We start from the raw sequence: 24,205 nt of genomic DNA, 5'->3' as shown, positions 1-24,205 counted from the left end.
TTTAGCGATTCTTATCGGTTGTTGGCCCTAAACCAAACTCCCCGCGTTCTTCTACTGTGACAAAAGGTATCAACGCACCAATATCAAAACGTGCTTTGAACACATAATCCATAGTTTGTTGCTGACCAGACAATAATTGGTTTAACAATCGTGCACTGCCAAATAAATCAGGACTGGCTTTGATCACAATGTTTTCACTGCTGTAGCCTTCCACTCTAGGTAGGTTCGGCTCGGCACCGCTAATGATGCGGTTGCCATCGACTTCAACTGAATAGCTCATCCCCTTTAATGGCAGGGCCGAGCGGTTAGGATTAGTCACTTGTAAACCAATCAAAAATGTCGGCGAGAGTCCGTTACTTTCCGGTGCTAATGCGAACGAAGTGATATTGATTTGCGGCTTTTCATAGCTGGGAGACCAACTAGCACAGCCTGCTAGCCAAAGCACACTCAGCATCAATAATGTTTTTACTGCAAACCGCATAATATTTCTCCGCTTGTAAAACTCTACTTAATGTCAGACAGAAAAAAGGCGCTGCAAATTCACTCTGCAACGCCTTAATTTTAAAAGATCCTAAATGGATCTTCCGAGAACGAGCTATCAGTTACCGCGTTTTTCGACGGCTTCCACCTCATCCATTTCATGAGCTGGGTGAGCTTGATTACCCGTCTCCGCCGCTTTTTCTTGGCTTTCTTGATAGTCCTGACTATTTTCTTTGGTTACACGCTCAGCTTGGTCGCCCATGTTATGTGCTGGATGATTCCCCTCATGAGCACACGCACCCAAGAAAAAAGTCGTCATCATTAATCCGGTTAAGGTTAATTTGTTTTTCATAACACTCCCTATCTGATTTCGAAATTAACATCACCAAGCACGAGAAGTGCTTAGTTGTGTGTTAATTACGCTAACGTGGATAGCTTATGTCACAAATAACCTAGGTTAAGAAATCCGCGATTGATGCAATGATGACCAATATTAATGCTGGACGCTGCGGTTCACACCATTTAACAACGCTTTAATTGCCGCCCGGCTAATATTTTTATCTTGGCCAACACCAAACAGTGACGAACCATTAGCCACTTTGATTTCAACATAACAAACGGCTGTCGCATCACTACCGGCACCAACGCCATGCTCGTGATAATCAACTACGGTGATGTTATTACCAAAGTGTTCACTAATTGCACTGGCGGCTGCATCAACCGGTCCATTCCCCCGCCCTGTGACTGTGAATTGTTGCTCACCATGCTGCAGGGTAATTTCAGCAGTTACATTTTCTTCAGTGTCATCACTGACTTTACTGGCTTTAAATTGATACGGTGCATTCACCTGCAAATAGGCTTCATCAAACAAGCGATAAATTTCAGCACTGTTGATTTCTTTGCTGGTTTCATCACTCACTTTTTGGACTTGTTTGCTGAACTCAATCTGCAAACGTCGTGGCAACTCAAATCCAGCTTGTTGTTGCAACAGGAAGCTCACACCACCTTTTCCTGACTGGCTATTAACGCGAACAACTGCGTCATAACTACGGCCCAAGTCAGCAGGATCAACTGGCAAATAAGGAATATTCCAAACACCACTGCCATCTTGAGCGGCAAAACCTTTCTTAATGGCATCTTGGTGTGAGCCAGAAAAAGCAGTAAATACCAACTCGCCCGCATAAGGATGGCGCGGATGCACTGGCAAATTGGTACAAGACTCAACCAATTGGCGAACCTTATCAATTTGCGAAAAATCCAAACCGGGATGGACACCTTGTGAATACAAATTCAGCGCCAAGGTCACCAAACAGACATTACCGGTACGTTCGCCATTACCAAACAAACAGCCCTCAACACGATCAGCACCGGCCATCACTGCCAACTCCGCAGCAGCCACAGCTGTACCACGGTCATTATGCGGATGCACACTCAAAATAATGCTATCGCGCTGATTCAAATTGCGATGCATCCATTCAATTTGGTCGGCATAGGTATTCGGCGTCGACATCTCAACTGTCGCCGGCAGATTCAAAATAATTTTATGCTCAGGCGTAGGCTGCCAAATCGCCGTAACGGCATCACAGACTTCTTTGGCGAAATCCAACTCTGTTGATGAGAAAGCTTCCGGTGAATACTGATATACCCACTCAGTTTCTGGTTGTTTAGCCGTGTATTCTTTTACCCAGCGTGTACCGCGCTCAGCAATCTCTTTCACACCGGCTTTATCAGTGCGATACACGATATTGCGAAAATCTGGCGCTGTCGGGTTGTACATATGCAAAATGGCGCGTTTAGCCCCTTGCAAAGATTTCACGGTACGCTCGATCAAATCTTCACGTGCTTGAGTCAACACTTCAATGGTGACATCGTCAGGGATCAAATCTTCTTCAATCAAACGACGCACAACATTAAAGTCAGTCTCTGATGCAGATGGAAAACCCACCTCAATTTCTTTAAAGCCCATTTCCACCAGCGCTTTAAAAAACCGAATTTTGGTTTCTACAGACATGGGATCAATCAATGCCTGATTACCATCACGGAGATCAGTGCTCATCCAAACAGGGACTTTTTCAATAACCTTATTTGGCCATTGGCGATCTGCAAGCGGCGTTGCTTGAAAACGGCGATATTTCTGTTCGGGTTGGGCAATCATTTTTAGCTCCTGATCTAATTGGTTGCCTGAAATTAATGACTAGTGTCATCCGCCGGCTGCAAGAAGTACCACCATTGAGGGATAACCAACGATGACTCAAGCACCTTGTTAACTGATTTTGTCAATTAACAGGTGGCTGACGTACAACGCGCTTTTGGCGCCGTTCAGCCGGTTTCAGGCATGGGAATATTATAAAGAGAGCTCGATAGAATTAAATTGCCAAAATTCTCCTTAACTCAAAATTAAAAGAATTTATTGCTTAAAAATAAATAATTATTAGAATTAAATTTCACAATAGCAAAATAAGGTGCATTTCATGACTGAAGCACTCGATAGATATGATCGGCAGATTTTGGCGACTTTGCAAAAAAATGGCCGCGTGACCAATCAAGAGTTGGCTGAAGCCATCAAGTTATCGCCATCACCAACATTACGCCGTGTAAAACAATTAGAAGAAAACGGACTGATTGATGGTTATGTCGCCCTGCTAAATGCCAAAAAACTTGGGCTGACCTTAATGGCGTTTATTGGCATTAGTATGGATAAACACACGCCCGAGCGATTTAACGATCTTGAATCTACGCTGGCCCAATACCCAGAAGTATTGGAGTGCCATTTGATAACCGGTCAATCCGCTGACTATTTATTAAAAGTCATCGTGAAAGACATGGATGCCTATCAACAGTTTTTGCTGCAAAAACTGACTCGCATTGAAGGTGTGACCGGCGTACATACCTCGTTTGTTATGAAGTCAGCAATTAAATCGACGGCGTTACCGATCCCATAGGCTTGTTTATGTTTTAGCCAAAATAGTATGTGAAATGCGCCAAATCGAGGATTTGGGCAGTATTTTTAAACCATTTCAAACAATAATTTTTAATAATTTCAAAGAGTCAGCTGCAAAGCCTTTGCAGGCGCTGGTTTCTGGATCATAATCAAACGCAGGCCCTGTTTAAACAACAAGAGGAATGCTTCCGAATGATTAAACGACCCGACGCCACAAAACGTCTTTTTGTGCTGGACACCAATGTTTTGATGCACGATCCGACGGCGTTATTTCGCTTCGACGAACATGACATATTTCTACCGATGGTAGTGCTCGAAGAATTAGATAAGGGAAAAAAAGGTTTATCAGAAGTTTCAAGAAATGTTCGTCAAGTCAGTCGTTTTCTCGATGACTTACTCCTCCTCGCCAATGACAATGAGGCGATAAATAACGGTATCCCGTTACCCAGTATTACCAATAGCGATGTTCCTCAGGCCAGCGGCCGATTGTTTTTCCAAACGCGTCAGATGGCGCAAGACTTACCCAAAGAACTCCCGGGTCATCAAGCTGATAATGCCATTCTTGCTGTGGCCATCAACTTGCAACAGGCACAAACTGAAACCAACATTATTCTGGTTTCAAAAGATATTAATCTGCGTATTAAAGCCACTGTTTTAGGAATATGTGCAGAAGACTATTACAACGATAAAGTCCTCGATGACGTTGATTTACTGTATCGCGGTGCCACAGAATTGGCGGCGAGTTTCTGGGAAGATCTCAACCGTCTTGAGTCTTGGACACAAGATGGTCGCACCTTTTATCAAATCGAAGGCGAGGTCGTTAAAGATTGGTACCCGAACCAACTTATCTATTCTCCCGAAGATGAAAATGCCATTGAGGCCGTGGTTCGTAGTGCCAAAGAAGATTCGGCAGATATCGAGCTTGTTCATGATTACCGTAAAGATAAACACGCTGTTTGGGGTATCACCGCCCGAAACCGTGAACAAAATTTTGCCCTGAATTTGTTGATGGATCCCGATATCGACTTTGTTACTTTGCTAGGACAGGCCGGTACCGGTAAAACACTGTTAACGCTAGCTGCTGCCTTAACCCAAACTATCGAACATAAACGATATGGTGAAATCATCATGACCCGTGTCACCGTGCCGGTGGGTGAAGATATTGGTTTCTTACCCGGTACCGAAGAAGAAAAAATGACGCCGTGGATGGGCGCTTTAATGGATAACCTTGAAGTGCTAAATAAAACCGAAGGTGGTGACTGGGGTCGTCAGGCGACCAATGATTTATTGCAGCGTTGGATCAAAATTCGCTCGCTAAACTTCATGCGTGGTAGAACATTTTTGAAACGTTTTATCATCATCGATGAAGCGCAGAACTTAACCTCTAAACAGATGAAAACGCTGATAACCCGTGCTGGGCCAGGCACCAAGATTGTCTGTTTGGGTAATATTTCTCAGATCGACACACCTTACTTAAGTGAGACCACATCTGGTTTGACCTACGTTGTTGACCACTTCAAAAACTGGGCACATAGCGGTCATATCACGTTATTACGCGGTGAACGTTCTCGACTGGCTGATTTTGCCTCTGAGAATTTATAAAAGACCGTGGTAGCATTAGCTTTTATTTAGCGTGGTAGTAGGACACTCCATGAATGACACGACAGACAATATGAGCGATCGCCGGGCGTATTTCCGGATCAACGACCGTTTATTGATTAAAGTGAAATCCATCAGCAAGGAAGCTGCAAAAGAGTTAGGGGAGCGCATCATCACCAGCGCTCCCCACGCTACCCATCCCCAACAACAATTATCTTCACTGGAAACCGCGTTTTATCATTTAACGGATCAAATTGGTCATCAAGACCGAGATGTCGCTCGTGCATTACGAATGCTTGATGAAAAAATTAACCTGTTATCTAACAGTGTTCAGCATTTGTTACAGCCAATTGATGATAGCGAAACCAATGCCGTTAATTTGAGTGCCGGTGGTGTGGCGTTACTGTGTGACCAAGTTATCGCAGCCAAAACTCCAGTTGAAGTAAATTTAACATTATTACCATCAGGATTACCGATTCATGCCGTGGGTAAAGTTGTCAGCACAGACAAATTACCTGAACCGCTTGAAGGTAAAAACTATAATCTACGTTTGGTGTTCACCCATATGAGTGAAACCGATCGTAATATTCTGGTTAAACACACCTTAAGCCGCCAAGCTGAAACATTACGTCAGCAAAAACAACAAATTTAAGTAAATTAATGTCCCTACCCGTCTTATACAGTTTTAGACGTTGTCCCTACGCTATGCGTGCCCGTTTTGCTATTTTGGCCGCAGGACAACAAGTTGAGTTACGTGAAGTTGTCTTAAAAGATAAGCCGCAAGCGCTGCTGACAATTTCACCCAAGGCTACCGTCCCGGTACTACAACTCGATAATGAAGTTATCGATGAAAGCCTTGATATCGCTTTGTGGGCATTCGAGCAACAAGATCCTGCTGGATTTTGGCAGCCACTCGCGGCAGAGCAACAACAACAATCTTTAGCATTGATTCGCGAAACGGATGGTGACTTTAAGTCTGCATTAGATCGCTACAAATATGCTGATCGTTACCCTGAAAAATCTCAGCAAGACTACCGTATGCAAGGTGAATTGTTTCTGCAAAAGCTGGAAGCGATTCTCACCAGTCAGTCTTTTCTAGTGGGCAACCAACCAACTCTCGCTGACATCGCTATCATGCCGTTTGTCCGTCAGTTTGCAATGGTCGATTGGGGCTGGTTTAGTAACACACCTAATTACCCGCAGTTGCAACGCTGGTTAAATGCGTTCTTACAATCAGGCGTATTTAAACAAGTAATGGAAAGTTACCCGCAATGGCAACCTGACTCTGAAGTGAGCTTGTTACCGGTTAATTAACGGCACATGTCCCGTGCTTGTTTGGATGGCATGTCGTAATGTTGATACCGACAAATATAAAACGTTTCATCAGCCGCCTCAGCATCCATACTTTTTAATAATGTTTGCCACAAACTCAGTCGGCTACTGTCATCAACATATTCGATAGTCTGTTGCTTGTTAAGCCATACGCCATCAACATTAAAGCTATAGGCTGGGATAAGGTCATTACGTTGTGTGGCGGGTTTAATGACGGGATCAATGTTGTCTAAAACCAGAGGTACTGCCTGTGTTGTTGGATAATAACTCACCACCATATGCGCTTGGTTTAAAGTGAGCGCTTTGACGTAAGTCAGCCGGAGTTTGTCGGATGCCATGCCCATTTCCGTTAGGGTGAAATACTTGGCAATCGCAAAGTCTTCACAGTCACCTGCTTGGGTGACAATGGTCTGCAACGGTGTCGCCCAATAATCTTCAACACCCCAGTGAATAATGTCATCGACAAAATGGTTTTGGTTGATAAAGTCATTAGCGGCTTTGAGCTGCTGTTGCTCGGTCCAATTCTGACCTCTATCAATTAGCTGACGCCATGCTTCAACTCGAGCCGCAGTATCGTCACTTATTCCCATTGCAGAAGGTGATTTAGGCGCACTGCCACAGCCCACCAGCAATAACATCACTAAGCCAATGACTATCCGCATATTAATCTCCTAGGTTGAGATAATTCGCAGCTTGATCGGTTATGTCTAATCGTGGCACAACACCCAAACAAGGTGGATCAATACGTGCTGCGATGGATTGAATAATGGCAGTATGTTCAACATCACCCAAAAAGTCATTAGCGACCCAGCCTGCTAATTTTAGACCTTTGGCACGTATGCTTTCAGCCGTTAACAAAGCGTGATTAATACAGCCTAATTTAATCGCGACAACAAGCACCACGGGCAATTGCAACTTAACAGCAAAGTCAGCAATAGATTCTGTCGCATTTAAAGGCACTAACCAACCGCCAGCACCTTCTACAACGATGGCATCTGACGTTTGTTGTAATTGTTTAAAATGTTGATACAGGGTGTCGAGATCGACTTTAACCCCCTCTTGCTCAGCGGCGATATGTGGTGCGATCGCTGGTAAAAATGCGTAAGGGTTGATGACTTCATAAGCGGCTTTGACATCAGCAGCTTGTTGTAATGCAAGTGCATCTTCATTACGCAGGCCGTCAGCAGTCTTTTCACAACCACTGGCAACCGGTTTCATTGCCGAGACACGATAACCTTGTTGTTGCAGGGCATGAATGAGCCCAACACTGATAACCGTTTTACCAACCTCAGTGTCGGTACCCGTAACAAAAAAACCTTTACTCATAACCGCCTTGTGAGTTGTTCGAGACTAATTCGTACACTGCCATCAGCAGCTTGCGTTTGAAAGTTATCAGCGCCCCAAGCATGACCATAAATAACTTCATATGTCGCAGGTAACTGACCATCAGGCAGACGAAACTGCTCAGACGCTGCCAGCATATTTTTTAAAGTCTGTTTACCAGTGAGGCTCTTGCGTCGATTAGGCATTTGATTTCTGGCACCAAGTAATTTCAGATCACGCATCATCTGCATGGCATCTTGATAACCCAGTTGATGTCTATCAACATCCAGTACCGCATCTTGCAAACCACTTTGTTGCATCGCTTCAGCGACATCGTGCATATCAAGAAACTGATTGATATGGGGATAATCATCAACCGCCGCCCAGCTTTGCCGTAACTCTTGCAAAGTATCAGGTCCCAAAGTGGTGTACATCAACAAACCACCCGGCTTTAAGATCCGCTGAATTTCCGCGAACACTATATCGAGATCACACCACTGCAATGCCAGATTGGCGTACAACAAATCCACACTGTTACTTGCAAGGGGTAAAGCTTCCGCATCACCGGCTAGATATTGCACAGATTTATCCCGCCAAAAACGTTTAATACCCTGCTGCATTCTTCGGCGAGCTTGGCCAAGCATCGCTGGTGCGATATCCACGGCAAACAAATTTGCCTGCGGATAACGTTGTTTTAACAAAGGTAAATTACGGCCTGTTCCAGCCCCCAAATCAACTACAACGTGTGGCTCAATTTTGATTAAATCCAGCCGCTCTAATAATTCATCAGCGGTTTGCCGCTGCAAAACAGCAACATCATCATAGGATTTTGCGGCTGCGCCAAATGAGGCGGCGACACGTTGTTTGTCTGGTCTAGAATCAACCATGGAGCATACTTTTTATTAATGTTGCGGTTTGTTCTGGATGTGAAATAAATGGCGCGTGCCCTGCGCCTTCAATCACCTGACAATGGATATCAGCATTTAAACGTATTAATGCATCGGCCAGTGTCACGGGGATCAAATTATCTTTTTCCGCCAGCAAAAAACTCACCGGCACAGTTAAGTCAGCTAGTAATTTTCGACCATCAAACTCGGCCAAGCAGATTAAGCCATCTCGTAATGCTTCAGGATGCGCAGCTTTGCTTGCTAAAACATCATCCCGTAAGATTTTGATTGTCTCGCGCGAGCTTTCTGCACCACGTGCCTGTAGCTTCAAAAACGATTGCATCAACTGTTGAGGATCTTGAGCTAGTCCTTCAGAAAAAGCGCCAAAGGTTTCAACAGGCATTGCAGTTGGCCATTTTTCATCAGCGACAAACTTTGGCGTTGCAGCAATGCACAATAGCTTTGAAACGCGCTCTGGATAGTGTTTGGCAAATTCCATGGCAAATTGCCCGCCCATAGACCAACCAATCATCGAACACTTTTCTGGCAACTTCGCGGCAAACTCTGCAATAACCGATGACATTTCCAAACCATTAATTTGCCAATCACTGTCACCGTGCCCTGGTAAATCAACGCAATGCAAAGTGAAGTCATTTTCAAGCATTGGCTTTATGCATTTCCATACATGGCGGTTCATACTCCAACCATGAATTAACACCAAATCTGGGCCGTTGCCGCTGCGCTCAATGAACATTACATTGCTCCAACGCCGCGAGTAATTGCTCAACCTGCTCAGCAGTATGTGCAGCTGACAAGGTAATACGCAGCCTTGCGGTATTTTTTGGCACTGTTGGTGGACGAATCACACCAACCAAAAAGCACTTTTCTTCAAGCGCCTTACCCAGCGCCACAGCTTTTTTATCATCACCAATGACAATTGGCTGAATCGCTGTAAATGAAGGCATTAACTCAAGTCCCAGCTGCGTCGCACCATCACGGAACTGTTTAATGAGCGATTGTAGATGTTGCTGACGCTCTGTCTCATTTTGAATAATGTCTAATGCTGCAAGTGTCGCTGCGGCAACAGCTGGTGGTGGTGCCGTGGTATAGATAAAACTTCTCGCCTGTTGGGTTAGTGTTTCAATAACCACTTCATCAGCAGCAATAAAAGCCCCAGCTGTGCCAAACGCTTTACCAAATGTACCAACCAAAATAGGTTTGTCTTCTAGTTCATCCGCGAAATAACTTAGCGTTCCCCGCCCCTCGTGACCAATCACCCCCAAACCATGAGCATCATCAATAACGACACCTGCACGATGTTGTTTGGCTAAGGCCATGATTTCAGGAAGTGGTGCTAAATCACCATCCATACTAAACACACCATCACTGACGATGAGTTTACGTTCGATATTGGCAGCACGATGTAAACGGTTATGAAGTAAAGCCATATCATTGTGAGGGTAACGATATTGGGTAGCTTCACTTATTCGGCCGCCATCCAGTAAGGACGCATGATTTAATTTGTCCTGAATCAACGCATCGCCACGTGACATTAAGCCATCTATAACCGCTAAATTTGCCATATAACCAGTTGAGAACAACATCACGCGTTGCTGACCTGTAAAAGCCACCAATGCTTCTTCAAGTTGTTGATGAAATCGACTATGGCCAGTGAGTAGATGTGCAGCACCGCTGCCGACACCTTCGATGTCGGCAGCGGTCTGGAAAGCCTTGATTAACGCCGGATGGTTGGCTAAGCCAAGATAGTCATTGTTACAAAAACTAACTAGCTCACGACCGTCAACATTAACGTGGACACCTTGAGCGCCATCACGTAAACGCGTTTTTCGATACAGTCCATCCGCCCGGCGCTGGCTCAGTGCCTGTTGTAGGCTTTGATGCCAGGGCAGTTGCGACACAGGAAATTACGCTGCTGAGCAGTGTTTATCCGTTTGTGGCGTGATGTTCAGCGGTGTAATACCCAAACGTTGGAATAACTGCTGATCGTGTTGTGTATCAGGGTTATCTGTCGTTAACAGTTTTTCACCGTAGAAAATTGAGTTAGCACCCGCCAAGAAGCTCATTGCTTGTAACTCATCAGTCATGTTTTCACGACCTGCAGACAGACGCACAAAAGATTTCGGCATCATGATACGAGCAACCGCAATGGTGCGGACAAACTCAAATGGATCAAGGTTATTGATACCGTCTAATGGCGTACCTTGAACTTGAACCAACAAGTTGATTGGCACACTTTCAGGATGACTAGGCAGGTTGGCCAAACTACGCAGCAAACCAGCACGGTCAGGGCGGCTTTCGCCCATACCCACAATACCACCACTACATACGTTGATACCGGCTTCGCGAACGTAGCTCAATGTATCCAGACGGTCTTGGTAAGTACGGGTAGAAATGATTTCACCATAGAATTCTGGTGAAGTATCGAGGTTGTGATTGTAATAATCTAAGCCGGCATCTTTCAGACGTTTTGCTTGGTGAGATTCCAGCATGCCTAATGTCACACAGGTTTCCAGCCCCATGTCTTTAACGCCTTCGATCATTGCCGCAACACGGTCAACGTCACGATCTTTCAGGTTACGCCAAGCAGCGCCCATACAAAAACGGCTAGCACCAGTTGACTTTGCTTGTGCTGCTGAAGCCAAAACTTCATCTAAAGGCATCAAAGGTTCAGCTTTCACTGCTGATTCATGGTGAGCACTTTGTGGACAATAACCACAATCTTCTGCACAACCACCCGTTTTAATACTCAGCAATGTACTGATTTGTACCGCATTGGCATCAAAATGTTCACGATGAACCGTTTGGGCGCGAAACATCAAGTCAGCGAAAGGTAAGTCAAATAAGGCTTCAATTTCAGCCTGTTGCCAGTTATGACGAATGGAAGCGTTAGGTTCTGTTATAGTCTGGGACATGGTCTTTTCATCGGCTTAATGGATTAACAATAAGATGGCCAAGGACTTAGTAAACGCTGTGGCACATCAAGTGCGGAAATTATACAGCAATTACCTACCAAATCCCTGTTTCCTATGTAGAGCACCTACACAGGGAAATGTGCTTTGTTTAGCTTGCGAGGCTGATTTGCCGTTGCTGGCATCAGCATGTCAGCTTTGTGCAACACCATTAGCGACATCTGGAATTTGCGGCCAATGTTTACAAAAATCGCCTCCGCAAGCGCAAACTTTTGCATTATTGCGCTACGAAGCGCCTGTCGATAAATTAATCACCGCTTATAAATTTCATCAACAACTTGGCTTGCGTGATTTTTTTGCCGAGCAAATGGCAGCCAGATTACGAACTCGAACCGATTTGCCTGAACTGCTGATTCCTGTGCCACTGCATCGTTACCGGCTATTCAGTCGTGGCTACAATCAGTCAGCAGATCTCAGTCGAAAACTTGGTCAGCTACTCGATATAGATGTTGATATACAAAGCCTGAGGCGCATTCGTCCCACCCAACCACAAAGTAGTTTGCCGTTTAAACAACGCCAGAAAAACTTACGAGGGGCTTTTCACTGTCAACCGCTAAGACACTATCAGCATGTTGCTTTGATTGATGATGTTTACACCACGGGGCACACCGTTGCTGAAGCAGGACGTTGTCTGCAAAAGCAAGGAGTTACACAACTTGAAGTCTGGACAATTGCCCGCGCGATACGCCATTATTAAGCCTAAATCTCAGGGCCGCCGGATGCGACAAGACAGTAGCACGCTACAAAAAAGGCTAGATGAATTGTTACGCATCGCCAAAAGTAACGAGCGTAAACAAGACAACTTCCAGCAATACGAACTGAGCCTGCTTAGCTGCGGCAGTTTGTCGGCCTTGCTGACGCTTTTGTTAGAGCAACATCAGAAGTACTTTCAACTGACTGAAGTCACCCTACTTTTACATGATCCTGAATACGAATTTCAGCGCCTGGTCGAAAACATACCTGACTATGCTAATTGGCAACAAAAGCTGTTATTCACAGATAGTTTTCATACCTTGGATCAATTCTTTAATTTACAGCGAACGCCCAGATTATCGACTTTTGACGCCACAAAACATGGTGCTTTATTTCCTGCTTTTCGTGAACTTGGATCTGTTGCCCTACTCCCCTTGATCCGCCAACAACAATTGATTGGCTGTCTGAATCTCGGCAGTCGCAACCCTTCACGGTTTCAGCCAAATATCGGCACACAATTCTTGCAGCATATGGCTGCTGTCGTTGCCGCTTGTATCGAAAATGCTAGGTTGCATGAAGAAATCAAATTGGTCGGCCTTCGCGATCCACTGACGGGGGTTAATAACCGTCGCTTTTTTGATCAACGTATTGAAGAAGAAGTCAGCCGTGCCCATCGACAAAAAACCGCTTTATCGTGTTTGTTTGTCGATTTAGATCACTTCAAACGGATTAATGATCAGTTTGGTCATCAAGTAGGTGACTACATTCTCAAGCAAGTCGCAAACTTACTTAATGACAGCCTTCGTAGCACCGATGTCTTAGCGCGTTATGGCGGTGAAGAGTTTGTGATCTTACTGACTGATACTGATAGCTTTGCTGCCATTGATATTGCCCAGCGAATGCGGGAATACATCGCTGACCAATCTTTTATTTTGAATGATGGTCGCCGAGCAAAAGTCACTTTATCAATTGGCTTAGCAACGCTCAACGAAAAAAGCCGTATTCAGACTAGTAAACAATTAGTACAAGCGGCTGATCAGGCGGTTTACGCTGCGAAAGTCTCAGGCCGCAACAGTGTTCATCACGTGACTTAAGACAGCGCGTTAATTTTTTCTACCGCCTCTTCTGCAGCATCATGATAAGGCTGCAAAACCAAATCTGCTCCATGCTGCATTAACCCAGAAATATCATGGCTAAACTGCGTAGCGACTGCGACTTTACCTTGATAATGCTGCTGTTTCAGCGCATCCATCAACACAATACGTGGATCTTCATGGGTCACCCCTAAATCATGTAACGGCATCGCACAAACCACCCACTGCACATTTTTTAGCGGCAGCATTTCAATCAGATCCATATCTGACGCATCACCATACATCACGTCATACCCACGTTGCCGCCAACGGCGAACCAGCTCAGGGTTAAAATCAATTGCTAGAACTCGTTTGCCCTGCTTCAATAAATTTTCGGTAATAACAGCACCATAACGCCCCAAGCCAAACACAATCATGTCGTAATGATGGTGTTCTGGTACTTGGCGATCATCGGTCTGTTCCCGATAAGCATGCTTGCGCTCAAATATTGATAACAAGGGTTCACACCAGCTGTACAAAGTGTGGGAATAGGTAATCATGTAGACCGACAAAGCGATGGTAATTAAACCAACCAGAGTGACTAAGCCCAAAGCTGCATTGGTGACATGCCCCAAACTTACGCCCATCGCCATAAAGATCAGTGAAAACTCACTAATTTGCGCCACCGTTAATCCCGCCAAAAAACCTGTACGTTTTCGATAGCCCATATAGCCCATAATGGCGAGCACGATAAGAGGATTACCAATCAAGACAAATACCGAGAAGACCAATGCAGGACCGACTTGTTCACCTAATAAACTGAGATCCAATTGGGTGCCCAATGCAATAAAGAAAAATAACAGCAAAAAATCTCGCAAAGACGAGAGCCTTGCCACAATTGCTTCCCGATAAGCCGTCGATGCTAGCGAGATACCAGCAAGCAGGCCACCCAACTCTTTACCAAAACCGAAATGTTCACAAATGGTTGCCAATAAAGTTGCCCAAGCAATGGCAAAAACGACCAATAATTCTGGAGAGTGGGCTATATGATTAACCAGTGGCGCGGCGATATAACGAATAAAAATGCCCACCAAAGTAAGCATGATCACACCATAGAACACGACCATGGTAATTTGCATCAGTGGCGATGTAGTCGACTCAGTACCGCCACCAACCCCATAAGCCGACAGCACCATCATCGCAACAATAACGAATAAATCCTGAACGATGAGAAAACCAATCGCAATGCGTCCGTGTAAGGCATCAACCTCACGTTTATCGGATAATAATTTGACGATAATGATGGTACTGGAGAATGTCAGTGCCACGGCAACATACAAAGCAACTGTCGCACCAAGCCCAAGCATGATGCCGATACCAAAACCAAATAATGCCGTAAATAATACTTGCCCAAGTCCGGTTGCCAGTGCCACCGGCCCGACAGTTTTAATCAGTTTGAGATCGAGTTTAAGCCCGACCATAAAGAGCAATAAGGCAATACCTAATTCGGCTAACAAGTCGATATTTTCATGGGACTGCACTAAATTCAGTGCCGAAGGCCCCACCAGCAAACCAACAGCGATAAAACTCACTATCATCGGCTGACGTAAAACCAGCCCAACCATACCTGCAATGGCCGCTAATACGAGTAATGCCGTTAACTCAATAAAAGCCGAACCATCGATTAACGCCATAACATTGCCTTTATTTAGATATCTCTAATATTCGCTGATAACGCTGGGGTGTCTTGCTTGAATATAATAATCATTGCCACGTCGTGACAACCAGCCACGAACTTCAAGCGTCTTGTTTAAGTAATTTTCTGGCGGCGCAAATAACGGCAAATTATCTTGATGAATTCGAATACTTAATCGGTCACTGGCCATCAACCAAACATAACTTCGGGTTGTTTTAATCTCGGTTGGGGTGATTTGCCAACGATGCCAACCGCGGCGATCCGCCGTTTCGATATTTGGCGTTGCCGGTTTGATGGGATAATCCTGTTCATCCCAAATACCCAATTTATTGTCACGCGCTTGCTGTTCTGCTTTTTGCATTGCGTCGACATACAATAAATTTGGCGGATGAATCGTCAGCGATGCTAATCCCGCAGCCAACATTTCCGCATTTAAATGTCGTTCATCTTCGAGAAAAACATGTGCTAATAAACGGCTGTACTGATCACGTCGCTCTGTATCAAAACGTAAAAACACGGGCTTTTCACCGATTTGCTGAATAAGCCACGCTTTTGCGGCTTCACCACCCGGCTCACCATCACGGTTTCGATTAGTGATTTCAGGCGCATTAATATTCAGCAATCTGACCCGCTCACCATTGTTCAGCGTGAGCGTATCGCCGTCATATACATAATCCACATCATATTGGTATCGATTGGACTGAAGGCTAAGATCTACTCGTTGAGCATTTTCGGTTGGTTTATCGGAGAAACTGACGGTATCGCCATCATCACTACGATAAATCTCGGCAGTCGCTAATGAGCCAAAACAAATAAGGGCAACAAATAACAGCCATTTAGACATTAAGGACTCGCCTGAATGTAATGCAGAACCACCACCAAAAATAAAACACCGCCAACATAATTGTTGTTTAGAAAAGCCATCAAACAGGCTTTAGGCTCACGATTTCTCACCAAATATTGTTGATAAACAAATAAGGCAATAACGGCTATCAAGCCAATGTAATACACGCTGCCCATCTGCAACTGTTTGCCAATTAGCAGTAATACTAAGATCAATAGACCCTGCAAAACGCCTTGAATCAGGCGATCATCTTCATCAAACAAAATGGCCGTCGATTTCACGCCAATTTTTAAGTCATCAGCCCTATCCGCCATTGCATAAAAGGTATCGTAGACCGTCGTCCAAATAATATTGGCAATAAAAAGTAACCACGCCACCATTGGCACATCACCCGTCTGTGCAGCAAATGCCATCGGTATCGCCCAACCAAACGCCATCCCCAAAACCAGCTGGGGTAAGTAGGTATACCGTTTCATAAAGGGATACATAAACGCCAGCAAGGCTGCGACAAAAGATAAGTAAATCGTTAGGGTATTCAGTTGTAGCACCAATATAAAAGCGACCAGTGACAAACCGATAAAAGTGGCAATCGCCTGCCAGGGTTGTAATGCACCGGTTGCGAGCGGCCGGCCTTCTGTTCGCCAAACAGAACCATCAACGTCTCTGTCAGCATAATCATTAATGGCACAGCCAGCAGAGCGCATCAGCACCACACCCAAGGTAAAAATCACCAGTATTTTGATATCGGGCACACCTTCCGCTGCTATCCATAGCGCCATCAAAGTTGGCCATAACAGCAATAAAATACCAATTGGTTTATTGAGGCGCGTGAGATGCAAATAGGGTTTTAGTGCTGTCATTATCTGATTCACCACGGATACCCCTCAGCCGTTGGTAAAAAGACCTCATTCACTAACAACTTCTTTCCTCGTAACAAAAAACATGAGCGCCTTGCCCATAAAGGCTGCAATGGAATCCCTGCAGCATCACAAGCATGCTGACAGAGCAAATGATTGATGGGTAACAAACTGACTTGAATTGGTCCACGTGTCACTGCCGGATCACTAAATAACCAATGCCCCAACGAAGCAGTACCAAGAGATGAAAGCCCCATACGAAGTACCGGATAACTACTCAATGGCACCACAGTGCGGGCAAACACACGAGGCGTTTCGCCATCCATTAAACAGACTTCACGGCAAAACACTTTCTGGCGACGATCGACACCTAATGCCAATGCCTCATCAAACATCGACTTTTGCCAACTGCTTTTTCTGAGCTGGACTGAGAACCCCACTTCGCTGTGTGCTTTTAATCTCACTGTTAACGAGCCCGCATCTTGGAGCCAATCTGCAAGGTTTTCAGGTAGTCTTGATTTAGGTGGTGTCAGCCAGTGAGGGTAAGCGCTAGGGATTAACATATAACGTATTTAGACCTGTCCAAAATCAATCTTGTTGGCAAACCAACGTTGAATCAACGCTTCAGCTGCATCGGGCGCTTGTTGCATTAGTTTATCTGCTGCTCGACTTACTGCGGGTAGCAATGCCTGATCAGCTAATAAATCGGCCACTCTAAATTGAGGTAGTCCTGTTTGGCGTGTCCCTAACAACTCACCCGGCCCACGGATCTCAAGATCACGCTGAGCAATCACAAAACCATCATTGCTTTCACGCAAACATTTAAGTCTCGCCTGACCATTTTCGGATAATGGCGGATGGTACATGAGCAAACAATGACTTTGTACGCTACCTCTACCGACTCGACCTCGTAGCTGATGTAATTGAGCTAAGCCCAAGCGCTCAGCGTTTTCAATGACCATCAAACTGGCATTTGGCACATCAACACCGACTTCGATAACGGTTGTCGCTACTAACAAATCCGCTTCGCCACGTTTAAACGCCTGCATCACTGCATCTTTTTCTGAGGATTTCATGCGGCCATGTACCAACAATACCGTTAAATCAGGTAGTGCAGCTTGCAGGTTAGCCGCCGTGTCTTCTGCCGCCTGACATTGTAAATGCTCAGACTCTTCAATCAAGGTACATACCCAATACACCTGGCGCTTTTGCAAGCAGGCATTATGAACACGCTCAATGACTTCATCGCGGCGACTATCTGCAACAACCGCAGTGGTGACTGGCTGGCGGCCCGGTGGCAACTCATCAATGACCGACACTTGTAAATCAGCATAGGCAGTCATCGCTAATGTCCGCGGGATCGGGGTTGCCGTCATCACCAACTGATGAGGATAACTATTGGTTTTACGACCTTTATCGCGTAATGCCAGACGCTGGTGCACACCAAATCGATGTTGCTCATCAATGACCACCAAACCTAAATTGGCAAATGTAACTTCATCCTGAAATAACGCATGAGTACCAACAGCAACCTTGATTTCTCCTGCCTCTAAGGCCTGAATCGTTTCACGGCGCTGTGCTGCAGTTTGTTTACCAGCACACCAGCCAACGGTAATCCCTAATGGACTTAGCCAATTATTAAATGTCTGAAAGTGTTGCTCTGCCAATAACTCAGTAGGCGCCATCATGACAGCTTGATAACCACTGGCGACAGCGGCAATCGCAGCCAAAGCGGCAACCACTGTTTTCCCCGAGCCAACATCACCTTGCACCAAACGCTGCATAGGAATCGCCTGCTTAATATCGCGATAGATATCCTGCAACACACGTTGTTGTGCGCCAGTTAAGGGGAATGGCAAATTACCTAACAATTGCTGCGCTAATGGTGAGTCACCTTGCAATACCGGTGCATCATGTTGCTGCATCTGCTTACGCACCTGTCGCATAGTCAGTTGTTGGGCTAATAATTCTTCAAATGCCAACCGTTTTTGAGCAGGGTGTTCTCGGTTAATGAGTTGCTGCACATCACTATCAGGTGGAGGCAAATGGACAAACTGTAATGCCTCGTTGAGCTGATAGGCTAATAATGGATGCTCACCGTCTAGTGGTGACAATAAAGCAGGCATTTGCTGCTCATCAAGCAAAGCAAGCGCCTGACGAATTAATTTACGCCAGGAGAGTTGATGCAAACCTTCAGTGGTTGGATACACGGGCGTTAAAGCCGCATCTACAGGTGTGACACCAGATTCATTTACTAATTGATATTCAGGGTGGACCATTTCCAAGGTCGAAGGGCCCTTTCGCACTTCACCAAAACAGCGAATGCGCCGCCCTTTTGCCAGCTGTTGTTGCTGACTTTTACTGAAGTGGAAAAAACGCAGTACTAACGATCCAGTACCATCACTGATATGGCAAAGCAGTGAACGTCGTTTACCAAAACTGACCTGCGTTAAACCAATAACGCCCTCAACAAGAGACTCTTGTTGAAGGCGCAAACTGCCAAGCGGCATAAGCCGCGTTCGGTCTTGATACCGAAGTGGCAAATGGAAGAGTAAGTCCTGAACCTGATGAATACCGAGCTTAGCGAGTTTTTCAGCAAGCTTTTCACCAACACCACTGAGTACCGTGACAGGATCCAGTAGTGTGTGTTGTGCCACGGCCAGTCCTTAAACTTTCGCTGATTAGGCTCCGAGGTACATAACAGCGTCCATTTCAACTGGCACTGCTTTCGGTAAAGAAGCAACACCAATCGCCGCACGCGCTGGGTAAGGCTGCTCGAAGTATTCGGCCATAATTTCATTGACTGTGCCGAAGTAGCTTAAGTCCGTCAGATAAATGTTCAGCTTCACAACATCTTGCAAACTGCCACCTGCTGCTTTAGCAACCGCTGACAAGTTATCAAACACACGACGAGTCTGTGTAGCAAAGTCACCTTCAATAACTGTCATCGTTTCAGGGACCAATGGGATTTGGCCTGATAAATAAACGGTATCACCTACTTTGATAGCTTGAGAGTAAGTACCAATGGCTTCAGGTGCATCAGCGGTATAGATGGTTTCACGAGGCATAACAAGACTCCAACTGCGCCATAACAAATGGCGTATTAATACAAAAAAATAATTAACTATTGATTCGGCTGATTCGTTCAACCATATCGAGTAATCGCAGGCGACGGATAACGCGCGCCAGATGTTTACGGTTATAGACTTCGATCGTTAAACGCAGATCTGAATAACCGCCATCACGCTCATCAACGACAACGTTATCAATATTTGAATCGGCTTCAGAAACAACGGCCGCAACGGTTGCCAACACACCACGCTGATTTTTAACGTGCACCATCAAATCGACAGGGAATACACGATTGGTTTCAGTTGACCAAGCAACATCTAACCATTTGTCATTTTGTACCCGTAAGTGTGTCGTATTTTTACAGCCACGTTGGTGAATGATGATGCCACGGCCGGTACTGATATAACCATGAATCGGATCGCCCGGGATCGGATGACAACAACGGGCAAAACTGACCACCATACCTTCGGTACCCGCAATCATCAGGGCATGCGGTTCTTTATCTGGCGTTTCGTGATGTACTAATTTCTGGGCAACCAACAAAGCAGCATGATTACCTAAACCAATATCACGCAAGACTTCATCAAAGTTTTCAGCTTCAAACTCTTTGATAACGGCATTGATGCGTTCGATTGGAATGTTTTCCATTGCTGTTGAGAAAGCCAATAAATGCTTGCTCAACAAACGTTGTCCCAGCGTAATCGCCTCTTCATCTTGTAGACATTTGAGGTACTGGCGAATATTAGTGCGCGCTTTTGGCGTCACCACAAAGTTCAACCAAGCAGGATTTGGATGCGCTGTCGGCGACGTAATAATCTCAACGGATTGGCCCGTTTCTAATTGCGTGCTTAATGGCACCAAATGGCGACCAACACGGGCAGCAACACAACTATTACCAACGTCACTGTGCACGGCATAAGCAAAATCTACGGCTGATGCCCCTCGTGGCAAGGTCATAATCTCACCCTTGGGTGTAGACACATAGATTTCGTCTGGGAATAAATCCATACGCAGATTTTCAAGAAACTCTTCCGAGTCTCCCGAGCCCTTCTGCATTTCTAGAATACCTTGCAACCACTGGCGAGCTTTGCGGTGTGCTAAGGCATTACCATCCGCTTCACCACCTGTCTTATACAACCAATGCGCAGCAACACCAGCCTCAGCTAAGTGGTCCATGTCTCTCGAGCGGATTTGAACCTCAATCGGCACGCCATAGGGACCAAATAAAACCGTATGCAGCGACTGATAACCATTGGCTTTAGGAATGGCAATGTAATCTTTGAATTTACCTTGCACCGGTTTATACAGGTTATGCATGACACCCAGCATTCGGTAACAAGTATCCACATCATCAACGATGATTCGGAAAGCATAAACATCCATCACCTCAGAAAATGACAGCTGTTTACCAACCATTTTTTTGTAGATGCTGTACAAATTCTTTTCGCGACCCTGAATATCGGCGCTTAAACCTTCTTGTTCCATACGGTTCAAGATTGAAGCCGTGATTTGCGACACGATTTCTTTACGATTGCCACGGGCTTTTCTAACGGCATCTGCCAAAACCCGATAGCGAATAGGATGCAGGACGTGAAAGCCTAAATCTTCAAGCTCACAACGCATCAGATTCATACCAAGACGTTGGGCAATAGGCGCGTAGATTTCTAAGGTTTCATTGGCAATGCGGCGACGCTTTTCTGGGCGTAAATGGCCTAGCGTACGCATGTTGTGCAGGCGATCAGCTAGTTTGACGATAATGACACGAATATCTCGTGACATTGCCAACAGCATTTTTCGTAAGTTTTCTGCTTGTTTTTCAACTGGCGACTGTTTGCTGCTTTCAAATGCAGCTTGTGCAAGCTTAGTCACACCCTCAACTAGTTCAGCAACCGCATCACCAAACTCAGCAGCCACATCAGCCCGCGCAGCATCGGTATCTTCGATAACATCATGGAGCAAACCTGCCATGATAGTTTCGTAGTCCATGTGCATCATTGCTAATACATGGGCGACCGCTAAAGGATGGGTGATATATCGCTCACCACTTCGGCGAGTTTGGCCTTCGTGACATTTATCAGCGTAATGATAGGCGCGGCGGATGGCATCCACCTGCGCCGATTCAAGATAGTTGGCAGTGGCAAAACACAGATCATCAATCGTCAGTTTTGGCTCAGACTCCTGAATGAAGTCGAGCTCAGTGGCGACTGTGGGTTTTGCACTCACCAGACTTAAACTTCGCTTTGCAGTTCGTCTTCGCTGACCAAGCTTTCCTCAGCATGTACACGAGCACTGCTACGAGTCAAAATTTCTGGACCAGTCAGACCTGCTGCGATTTCACGCAAAGCCAATACTGTTGGTTTGTCGTTATCAACTGGCACCAACGGATCATCACCGAGTGCAATTTCACGAGCACGCTTGGCAGCAACCAGCACTAAGTGGAAACGGTTATCAACGAAATCTAGGCAATCTTCAACAGTTGTACGAGCCATGGTTATATCCTGCTTGAGAAAACGATTAATACTACGAAATATCAGCGTTTTAAGCCAGTAATTCCGTTAAAAGTTGTTGGTGAATTTGCACCTGATGTTTACGCTGATGCCGGGCAGCCGTGACGATCGCCGTCAAATTCTGCAACGCAACATCAAAATCATCATTCACAATCAAATAATCAAATTCGATGTAATGCGAAATTTCTTGTTCAGCATCACGCATACGACGTGCAATAACCGTTTCATCATCTTGACCACGACTACGCAGTCTTTGTTCAAGCGTAGCTTTTGATGGTGGCAAAATGAAAATACTTTGATTTTCGGCAAAATTACGGCGAACTTGGGCAGCCCCCTGCCAATCAATCTCCAAAATCACATCAAAACCTTGTGATAGTTGTTGATGTACCGCTTCTGAAGACGTGCCGTAATAGTTATCAAATACATTGGCTGACTCTAAAAAATCACCCGCATCACGCATCGCGTTAAATTTTTCGGTATCAACAAAGAAATAATCTTGTCCGTCAACCTCACCGTTACGCGGTGGACGTGTTGTATGCGACACCGAGAGTCGAATATTTGGATCTTGTCTGACCAGCGCCTGCACTAAACTGGTTTTTCCAGCACCTGATGGCGCAGCGACAATAAATAGACTTCCAGACATGATTTAACCTTGTTTACCTGACCGCCAACACAGCGGCTTTCATCTGTAAAACAATACTGCTTTCGGGATTTTTCTGCCACTAGAGATGCCTTTATAAGGCAACCAAACCGAATGAATATGGTCACTAAGACCTATTCTTTAAAAAGACCATCAAAATAATTTAGCTACAGCCCTTTCAATTGATAATAAATCTTATTATCATTTTCACTCCCTTACACAACTGGAGACCAAAATGCGTCCACTGCGTTTGCTAGGCTTATTGGGTTTGTCATTTAGTTTGCTGTCAGCCCCAATGATTTCGCAAGCTGCTGAAGAAGTGAATCTGTATTCAGCACGTATCGAATCATTGATTAAGCCAATGTTAGACCGTTTCACCGAAGAAACTGGTATCCAAGTCAACATGGTTACAGGCAATGCGGATGAATTGCTTAACCGTTTGCAAAACGAAGGACGTAATAGTCCTGCTGATCTACTGCTAACTACCGATGCAGGCCGTTTGCATCGTGCACATCAAGCAGAATTAGTTCAAGCAGTTCAATCTGACGTATTAAGAGATCGTATTCCAGCAGCTTACCGTGACCCTGATGGTTACTGGTTTGGCTTGTCATTGCGTGCTCGTCCAATCATGTATGTCAAAGGTAAAGTTGATCCAGCTGAGCTTTCAACCTACGAAAATTTGGCAGATCCAAAATGGAAAAACCAAATTTGTATTCGCTCATCTAGCAACATTTACAACCAATCATTAGTTGCTTCGATGATTGATGCTAATGGTCTTGAAGCGACTGAAGCATGGGCAAACGACTTTGTGAAAAACTTTGCTCAACCTCCACGTGGCGGTGATCGTGATCAGATCAAAGCGGCAGCAGCTGGCCAATGTAATATTGCCGTTGCCAATACCTATTATTTAGCCGGTATGTTTAACAGTGATGATGCTGTCGAACGCGAAGCGGCTTCTAAGATGGGTGTTTTCTGGCCAAACCAAGATGACCGTGGCACACACGTTAATATCTCAGGTGCTGCTGTCACCAAAGCGGCTAAAAACCGTGAAAACGCTATCAAATTGATGGAGTTTTTGACCTCAGACGAAGCACAACATTGGTATGCGGAAGTGAATGGCGAATACCCGGTCGTTGATGGTGTTGCCAGCAGTGCATTATTGCAAAAATGGGGTGAGTTCAAAGCTGATCCTTTGAATATGGCCATTTTGGGCGATAACAACGCTGAAGCACTTAAATTGATGGATCGTGCAGGTTGGCAATAATCATCTC

25 protein-coding genes are annotated in these 24,205 nt (G+C 45.2%); 7 read left to right on the top strand and 18 right to left on the bottom strand.

Going from position 1 to position 24,205, the window contains the following annotated elements; genetic code table 11:
* Nucleotide 1 precedes the first annotated feature (1 nt).
* The 3 genes from OMP94_RS10395 to leuA form a co-directional block, all read right to left on the bottom strand.
* A complete protein-coding gene (locus tag OMP94_RS10395; protein WP_266278234.1) occupies nucleotides 2-481 on the bottom strand; it encodes an LEA type 2 family protein in 480 nt (159 codons plus the stop codon).
* 117 nt (nucleotides 482-598) lie between these two features.
* Entirely contained in the window at nucleotides 599-832 is a 234-nt protein-coding gene (locus OMP94_RS10390) for a hypothetical protein (RefSeq protein ID WP_266278233.1), read from the bottom strand.
* Nucleotides 833-973: 141 nt separating this feature from the next.
* Nucleotides 974-2,635, bottom strand: coding sequence for a 2-isopropylmalate synthase (gene leuA / locus OMP94_RS10385; protein ID WP_266278232.1), 1,662 nt, complete (start codon nucleotides 2,633-2,635; stop codon nucleotides 974-976).
* A gap of 316 nt (nucleotides 2,636-2,951) precedes the next feature.
* On the opposite strand from leuA, the gene OMP94_RS10380 reads away from it, so the two are divergent.
* From OMP94_RS10380 to OMP94_RS10365, 4 genes are all read left to right on the top strand, one after another.
* Nucleotides 2,952-3,422, top strand: coding sequence for an Lrp/AsnC family transcriptional regulator (locus tag OMP94_RS10380; RefSeq protein ID WP_266278231.1), 471 nt, complete (start codon nucleotides 2,952-2,954; stop codon nucleotides 3,420-3,422).
* A gap of 191 nt (nucleotides 3,423-3,613) precedes the next feature.
* Nucleotides 3,614-5,023 carry a PhoH family protein gene (locus OMP94_RS10375; RefSeq protein WP_266278230.1) on the top strand — a complete coding sequence of 470 codons (1,410 nt, stop codon included), beginning with the start codon at nucleotides 3,614-3,616 and terminating at the stop codon, nucleotides 5,021-5,023.
* 49 nt (nucleotides 5,024-5,072) lie between these two features.
* Nucleotides 5,073-5,672, top strand: a complete 600-nt coding sequence (locus OMP94_RS10370) for a PilZ domain-containing protein (protein ID WP_266278229.1) — start codon at nucleotides 5,073-5,075, stop codon at nucleotides 5,670-5,672.
* 8 nt (nucleotides 5,673-5,680) lie between these two features.
* Nucleotides 5,681-6,334: a glutathione S-transferase gene (locus OMP94_RS10365; RefSeq protein WP_266278228.1), complete on the top strand. Its 654-nt coding sequence runs from the start codon at nucleotides 5,681-5,683 to the stop codon at nucleotides 6,332-6,334.
* Here OMP94_RS10365 and OMP94_RS10360 read toward each other — a convergent pair.
* Genes OMP94_RS10360 through bioB form a run of 6 tightly spaced genes read right to left on the bottom strand, consistent with a single transcriptional unit; the run spans nucleotide 6,331 to nucleotide 11,495 of the window.
* Nucleotides 6,331-7,014 (bottom strand): transglutaminase-like cysteine peptidase, encoded by a 684-nt coding sequence (locus tag OMP94_RS10360; protein ID WP_266278227.1) that lies wholly within the window; start codon nucleotides 7,012-7,014, stop codon nucleotides 6,331-6,333. The genes OMP94_RS10365 and OMP94_RS10360 overlap by 4 nt on opposite strands.
* A 1-nt stretch (nucleotide 7,015) precedes the next feature.
* The gene (gene bioD / locus OMP94_RS10355; protein ID WP_266278226.1) at nucleotides 7,016-7,678 is read right to left on the bottom strand and encodes a dethiobiotin synthase; all 663 of its coding nucleotides are present in this window, start codon (nucleotides 7,676-7,678) and stop codon (nucleotides 7,016-7,018) included.
* Nucleotides 7,675-8,562: a malonyl-ACP O-methyltransferase BioC gene (gene bioC / locus OMP94_RS10350; RefSeq protein WP_266278225.1), complete on the bottom strand. Its 888-nt coding sequence runs from the start codon at nucleotides 8,560-8,562 to the stop codon at nucleotides 7,675-7,677. The genes bioD and bioC overlap by 4 nt, the downstream gene beginning before the upstream one ends.
* Nucleotides 8,555-9,316 carry a pimeloyl-ACP methyl ester esterase BioH gene (gene bioH / locus OMP94_RS10345; RefSeq protein WP_266278224.1) on the bottom strand — a complete coding sequence of 254 codons (762 nt, stop codon included), beginning with the start codon at nucleotides 9,314-9,316 and terminating at the stop codon, nucleotides 8,555-8,557. Before bioH ends, bioC begins: the two co-directional genes overlap by 8 nt.
* Nucleotides 9,306-10,481, bottom strand: coding sequence for an 8-amino-7-oxononanoate synthase (bioF, locus tag OMP94_RS10340; RefSeq protein ID WP_266278223.1), 1,176 nt, complete (start codon nucleotides 10,479-10,481; stop codon nucleotides 9,306-9,308). The genes bioH and bioF overlap by 11 nt, the downstream gene beginning before the upstream one ends.
* Before the next feature lie 6 nt (nucleotides 10,482-10,487).
* Nucleotides 10,488-11,495 (bottom strand): biotin synthase BioB, encoded by a 1,008-nt coding sequence (gene bioB / locus OMP94_RS10335; RefSeq protein WP_266278222.1) that lies wholly within the window; start codon nucleotides 11,493-11,495, stop codon nucleotides 10,488-10,490.
* A gap of 34 nt (nucleotides 11,496-11,529) precedes the next feature.
* On the opposite strand from bioB, the gene OMP94_RS10330 reads away from it, so the two are divergent.
* Together OMP94_RS10330 and OMP94_RS10325 are read left to right on the top strand one after the other, a co-directional pair.
* On the top strand, nucleotides 11,530-12,249 hold the full coding sequence (locus OMP94_RS10330) for a ComF family protein (RefSeq protein WP_266278221.1): 720 nt from the start codon (nucleotides 11,530-11,532) through the stop codon (nucleotides 12,247-12,249).
* Nucleotides 12,250-12,271: 22 nt separating this feature from the next.
* Nucleotides 12,272-13,339: a GGDEF domain-containing protein gene (locus OMP94_RS10325; RefSeq protein ID WP_266278220.1), complete on the top strand. Its 1,068-nt coding sequence runs from the start codon at nucleotides 12,272-12,274 to the stop codon at nucleotides 13,337-13,339.
* On the opposite strand, the gene OMP94_RS10320 is transcribed toward OMP94_RS10325, so the two are convergent.
* The 9 genes from OMP94_RS10320 to gmk all read right to left on the bottom strand — a co-directional run bounded on the left by OMP94_RS10320 (nucleotide 13,336) and on the right by gmk (nucleotide 22,937).
* Nucleotides 13,336-15,012: a cation:proton antiporter gene (locus OMP94_RS10320; protein ID WP_266278219.1), complete on the bottom strand. Its 1,677-nt coding sequence runs from the start codon at nucleotides 15,010-15,012 to the stop codon at nucleotides 13,336-13,338. The genes OMP94_RS10325 and OMP94_RS10320 overlap by 4 nt on opposite strands.
* Before the next feature lie 24 nt (nucleotides 15,013-15,036).
* Entirely contained in the window at nucleotides 15,037-15,858 is an 822-nt protein-coding gene (locus OMP94_RS10315) for a thermonuclease family protein (protein WP_266278218.1), read from the bottom strand.
* Nucleotides 15,858-16,718 carry a 4-hydroxybenzoate octaprenyltransferase gene (gene ubiA, locus OMP94_RS10310; RefSeq protein ID WP_266278217.1) on the bottom strand — a complete coding sequence of 287 codons (861 nt, stop codon included), beginning with the start codon at nucleotides 16,716-16,718 and terminating at the stop codon, nucleotides 15,858-15,860. Before ubiA ends, OMP94_RS10315 begins: the two co-directional genes overlap by 1 nt.
* A gap of 8 nt (nucleotides 16,719-16,726) precedes the next feature.
* On the bottom strand, nucleotides 16,727-17,278 hold the full coding sequence (locus tag OMP94_RS10305) for a chorismate--pyruvate lyase family protein (protein ID WP_266278216.1): 552 nt from the start codon (nucleotides 17,276-17,278) through the stop codon (nucleotides 16,727-16,729).
* A gap of 9 nt (nucleotides 17,279-17,287) precedes the next feature.
* A complete protein-coding gene (gene recG, locus OMP94_RS10300; RefSeq protein ID WP_266278215.1) occupies nucleotides 17,288-19,372 on the bottom strand; it encodes an ATP-dependent DNA helicase RecG in 2,085 nt (694 codons plus the stop codon).
* Between the two features lie 24 nt (nucleotides 19,373-19,396).
* Entirely contained in the window at nucleotides 19,397-19,783 is a 387-nt protein-coding gene (locus tag OMP94_RS10295) for a RidA family protein (protein ID WP_266278214.1), read from the bottom strand.
* A gap of 52 nt (nucleotides 19,784-19,835) precedes the next feature.
* On the bottom strand, nucleotides 19,836-21,950 hold the full coding sequence (locus OMP94_RS10290) for a bifunctional (p)ppGpp synthetase/guanosine-3',5'-bis(diphosphate) 3'-pyrophosphohydrolase (protein WP_323135082.1): 2,115 nt from the start codon (nucleotides 21,948-21,950) through the stop codon (nucleotides 19,836-19,838).
* A 65-nt stretch (nucleotides 21,951-22,015) separates the two neighbouring features.
* Entirely contained in the window at nucleotides 22,016-22,276 is a 261-nt protein-coding gene (gene rpoZ / locus OMP94_RS10285) for a DNA-directed RNA polymerase subunit omega (RefSeq protein WP_266278212.1), read from the bottom strand.
* Between the two features lie 49 nt (nucleotides 22,277-22,325).
* Nucleotides 22,326-22,937, bottom strand: a complete 612-nt coding sequence (gmk, locus tag OMP94_RS10280) for a guanylate kinase (protein WP_266278211.1) — start codon at nucleotides 22,935-22,937, stop codon at nucleotides 22,326-22,328.
* Nucleotides 22,938-23,169: 232 nt separating this feature from the next.
* Between gmk and OMP94_RS10275 the strand changes: the two genes are divergently transcribed.
* Nucleotides 23,170-24,198 (top strand): Fe(3+) ABC transporter substrate-binding protein, encoded by a 1,029-nt coding sequence (locus OMP94_RS10275; RefSeq protein ID WP_266278210.1) that lies wholly within the window; start codon nucleotides 23,170-23,172, stop codon nucleotides 24,196-24,198.
* The last annotated feature ends 7 nt before the right edge of the window (nucleotides 24,199-24,205 follow it).

The sequence above is a fragment of the Methylophaga sp. OBS3 genome, assembly GCF_026319325.1.
Classification (GTDB): Bacteria; Pseudomonadota; Gammaproteobacteria; order Nitrosococcales; family Methylophagaceae; genus Methylophaga.
The sequence above is the reverse complement of the archived record's forward strand: the minus strand, read 5'-3'. Positions and strand labels throughout refer to the sequence as shown.